The 3,972-nt window shown below is 66.5% G+C and carries 2 protein-coding genes and 1 pseudogene; all 3 read left to right on the top strand.

From position 1 onward, the window contains the following. Window positions 1-1,464 (top strand): phenylacetic acid degradation bifunctional protein PaaZ (paaZ, locus tag ACTIMF_RS19000; RefSeq protein WP_442351842.1); only part of this gene is annotated, 1,464 nt, incomplete at its 5' end. A gap of 100 nt (window positions 1,465-1,564) precedes the next feature. After that, window positions 1,565-2,625, top strand: a pseudogene (locus ACTIMF_RS18995) (IS3 family transposase); the annotation flags it as partial. Window positions 2,626-2,883: 258 nt separating this feature from the next. Beyond that, window positions 2,884-3,954, top strand: coding sequence for an IS110 family transposase (locus tag ACTIMF_RS18990; RefSeq protein ID WP_442351841.1), 1,071 nt, complete (start codon window positions 2,884-2,886; stop codon window positions 3,952-3,954). Window positions 3,955-3,972: the final 18 nt, after the last annotated feature.

The raw sequence follows: 3,972 nt of genomic DNA, 5'->3' as shown, positions 1-3,972 counted from the left end.
ATGGTGCGGATCCTCGTGGATGCGGACCTGCTGCCCGCGGGGTCGCTGCAGTTGGTCAGCGGCAGCGTGCCGACGCTCTTCACTTCGACTCGCCAAGGCTCGCTCAGTACAAGCGACATGCTGCGGCTCGGCGACGTGGTCGGGTTCACCGGCAGCGCGTCGACGGCCGCCTCACTGCGTTCGCGGGCACCGTCCGGTGTGCGCTTCACCGCGGAGACGGACTCGATCAACGCCTCGGTGCTCGGCCCGGATGCCGTCGCCGGCACCCCGGAGTTCGACGCGTACGTCCGTCAGCTCGTCGTCGAAATGACGACGAAGGCCGGACAGAAGTGCACCGCCATCCGCCGCGCGATCGTGCCGACCGGTCAGGCCGATGCCGTGATCGACGCGGTTCGCGCGCGGATCAGCGACACGGTCGTGCTCGGCGACCCGCGAGCCGATGGCGTGACGATGGGACCGCTCGTTTCGACCGAGCAGCGAGACGAGGTTCTGCGCCAGATCAGCGCTCTCGTCGATGGCGGTGGACGGTTCGTCGTCGGTTCCCACGAGTCCTCCGAATCAGCGGGGGCCTTCGTGTCGCCCGCGCTGCTGCGCTTCGACGACGCACAGGCCGCGGCCGTGCACACGGTGGAGGCATTCGGCCCGGTGTCGTCGCTGATCACGTACGACACTGTGGCAGAGGCATCCGACATCGTCGCCCGCGGCGGCGGGTCGCTGGTGACCAGCGTCGCAACGCATGACCCCGCATTCGCCGCCGCGATCATGGCGGGCATCGCCGCATCCAACGGTCGTGTGCTGTTCCTCGACCGCGACGATGCCCGCTCCTCTACCGGGCACGGATCGCCGATGCCTGGTCTCGTGCACGGCGGTCCGGGTCGTGCCGGCGGGGGTGAAGAGCTCGGCGGCATCCGCGCGGTGCTGCATCACATGCAGAGGACGGCCGTGCAAGGCTCGCCGGAGATGCTCACGGCGATCACCGGTGTGTGGCATGCGGGGGCGGCCGCACGCGAGGACGGCGTGCATCCGTTCCGCAAACCGCTGTCGCAGCTGCGGATCGGCGACCGGATCGCGTCACGCAGTCGTGATGTCACCCTCGACGACATCGAGACGTTCGCGCACTTCACCGGCGATACGTTCTACGCGCACATGGACGAGGAGGCCGCCGCCGCCAACCCGTTCTTCCCCGGTCGCGTCGCTCACGGCTATCTGCTGGTGTCGTGGGCCGCCGGGCTGTTCGTCGACCCCGAACCCGGTCCGGTTCTCGCGAACTACGGACTGGAGGACCTGCGCTTCAACACTCCGGTGTTGCCCGGCGACAGCATCCGCGTCGAACTGACGGCCAAGCAGATCACGCCGCGCGAGACCGACGAGTACGGAGAGGTGCGCTGGGACGCCGTCATCCGCAATCAGGACGACGAGACCGTCGCAACATACGACGTGCTGACGTTGGTGGCGAAGGAATAGCCCCGGCCGCCACCGGGCTGGTGTCGTGCGCACCCGGCTGCGTGTACCTGAACCGTCCCAGGTTTGGTGCCGCATCCTTTTGAGTTGATTGGATGTCATCATGCCGAAGAAGATCGATGCCGCGCTCCGTGAGCGCGCAGTCAGGCTCGTGCGCGAGCACCGGGCCGAGTACCCCTCGACCGCCAAAGCCATCGCGGCCGTTGCCCGGCAGGAGGGCGTCGGTGCAGAGTCGTTGCGTCGGTGGGTTGTGCAGGCTGATATCGACGCGGGAGACCGTGACGGGCAGACCAGCGAAGAACACGCCGAGATCCGTCGGTTGAAGGCGGAGAACCGGAAGTTGCGTGACGACGTCGCGATCTTGAAAGCAGCGACGACTTTCTTCGTGGGGGAACTCGACCCCCGCAACCGCTGATCATGGGCTTCATCGACCAGATGAGATCCGAGGGGTTTGCCGTCGAGTCGATCATCCGCGTTCTGCGAGAGCAGGGCGTGAAGATCGCGGCACGCACCTACCGGGCTTGGCGGGCGGGCCGCGTGTCGGCTCGGACCGTGACCGATGCGATAGTCGAAGGCGCCGTCCGTGACGCCGCCTGGCGCGTCGAGGTGCTGCCCGACGGGACGACACGCCGCCGAATGACGCCGGAGGGCTTGTATGGCCGCAAGAAGATGACCGCGCTGATCCGCCGCACCCAGGTCGCTGACGCCTCTCGTGGGGCCGTGGACCGCGCGATGCGCGCCCTGGGCCTGTCCGGGGTCACCCGGGCGAAGGCGATCCGGACGACGATCCCCGCGAAGGACGGGATCCGCGCCGGCGACCTCCTCAACCGCGACTTCACCGCCCCGCGGCCGGATCACACCTGGGTGACCGACTTCACCTACTGCCGCACGTGGGCGGGCTGGGTGTATGTCGCGTTCATCCTCGACGTGTTCTCTCAACGCATCGTGGCCTGGCACGCGCAGACCACCAAGCACGTCGACCTGGTCATGATCCCGTTGCGGATGGCGCTATGGGAACGCGACCGTCAAGGCCACCGCGTCGGGCCCGGACAGCTCCGACATCACTCCGATGCCGGATCTCAATACACGTCGATCGTGCTGACCGAGCACCTCGCGCTGGAGCAGATCGCACCCTCGATCGGGTCGGTCGGCGATGCGTACGATTGTCAGTCTGTTTCTGCCCGATCTCGCAATGATGGGGTAGTCCTGGCCGGAGTGTTCTGACCCTTGCTTACGATTGGCCCGCAGGGTGCCTTGGCGTTGATCTGTCGAACCTCCGGCCGGGCGTGCAGTAACCGCTGCCGCCGGATCGGGCGTGACCTGATAGGAGCCTGGAGCCTCGTCAAAGCGTCCCCATGACAGTCCTGTCCACCCGCCGGCGACAGCGTGACAACCACGCTAACCGGTGAAGGAGAGCACACCATGGAACAGATCGAGCCCGCCCGCTCTGGGCACGTCGTGATCGGCGTCGATACTCACAAGCACATTCACGTCGCCGCGGTGATGGACTCGATCGGCGGGATCCTCGCGTCCCTGACGATCTCGACCGACACCGCCGGGTTCCGGCAACTGTCGGAGTGGGCGGCGACGTTCGGGAAGATCATCGCGTTCGGGATCGAGGGCACCGGTTCCTATGGCGCTGGCCTGACCTCGTTCATTCGCCGGAACGGGCACAAGGTGATCGAGGTCTCCCGCCCCGATCGGCGGCTGCGGCGCCTGAACGGCAAGTCTGACACGCTGGACGCGGAGAACGCCGCAAGAGCAGTTCTCGCCGGGTTCGCGACCGCGGTTCCGAAGACCGCTGACGGGGTCGTCGAGATGATCCGGCAGCTGAAGGTTGCGCACGATACCGCGGTGAAGGACCGCACCGGGGCGATGGTGACGCTCAAGGCGATGCTCGTCCACGCCACCGAGGACCTCCGCCGAGAGACCGCCAAGAAAACGCAGAAGATGGTCGCCCGGCACTGCGCCGCTCTCCGACCCCGCGGGCTGGCGACGCCCGAGGACGCGAACCGGCACGCGCTCAGGTCGATCGCGAAACGTTGGATCGCTCTGAACGACGAGATCAAGGAACTCGAGGCGCAGATCGAGCAGCTCGTCCTGCAGCGCGCCCCACACCTGCTCGACGAGTTCGGCATCGGCGTCGACACTGCCGCGGAGATCCTCATCGTCGCCGGCGACAACCCCGAACGCATCCATTCCGAAGCCGCGTTCGCGAAACTTGCCGGCATCAGCCCGGTCCCGACCGGCTCAGGGATGACCAGCGGGAAGCACAGGATCAACCACGGCGGACACCGTCAACTCAACGCCGCGATCTATCGGACCGTCATCGTCAGAATGAGATTCCACGAACCCACCATCGCCTACGTCGCCCGACGAACCGCCGAAGGCAAAAGCAAGCGCGACATCATCCGCTGCTTAAAACGCTACGTCATCCGCGAGGTCTATCACCTCATCAAGACCGACCCGAAAACCGGCGAGATCATGAGTTGACAACTATAGGAGCATCAA

The sequence above is a fragment of the Gordonia sp. (in: high G+C Gram-positive bacteria) genome (genome assembly GCF_052106715.1).
Lineage (GTDB): Bacteria > Actinomycetota > Actinomycetes > Mycobacteriales > Mycobacteriaceae > Gordonia.
Note: the sequence above shows the minus strand (reverse complement) of the source record. Positions and strands in the feature narration are given on the sequence as shown.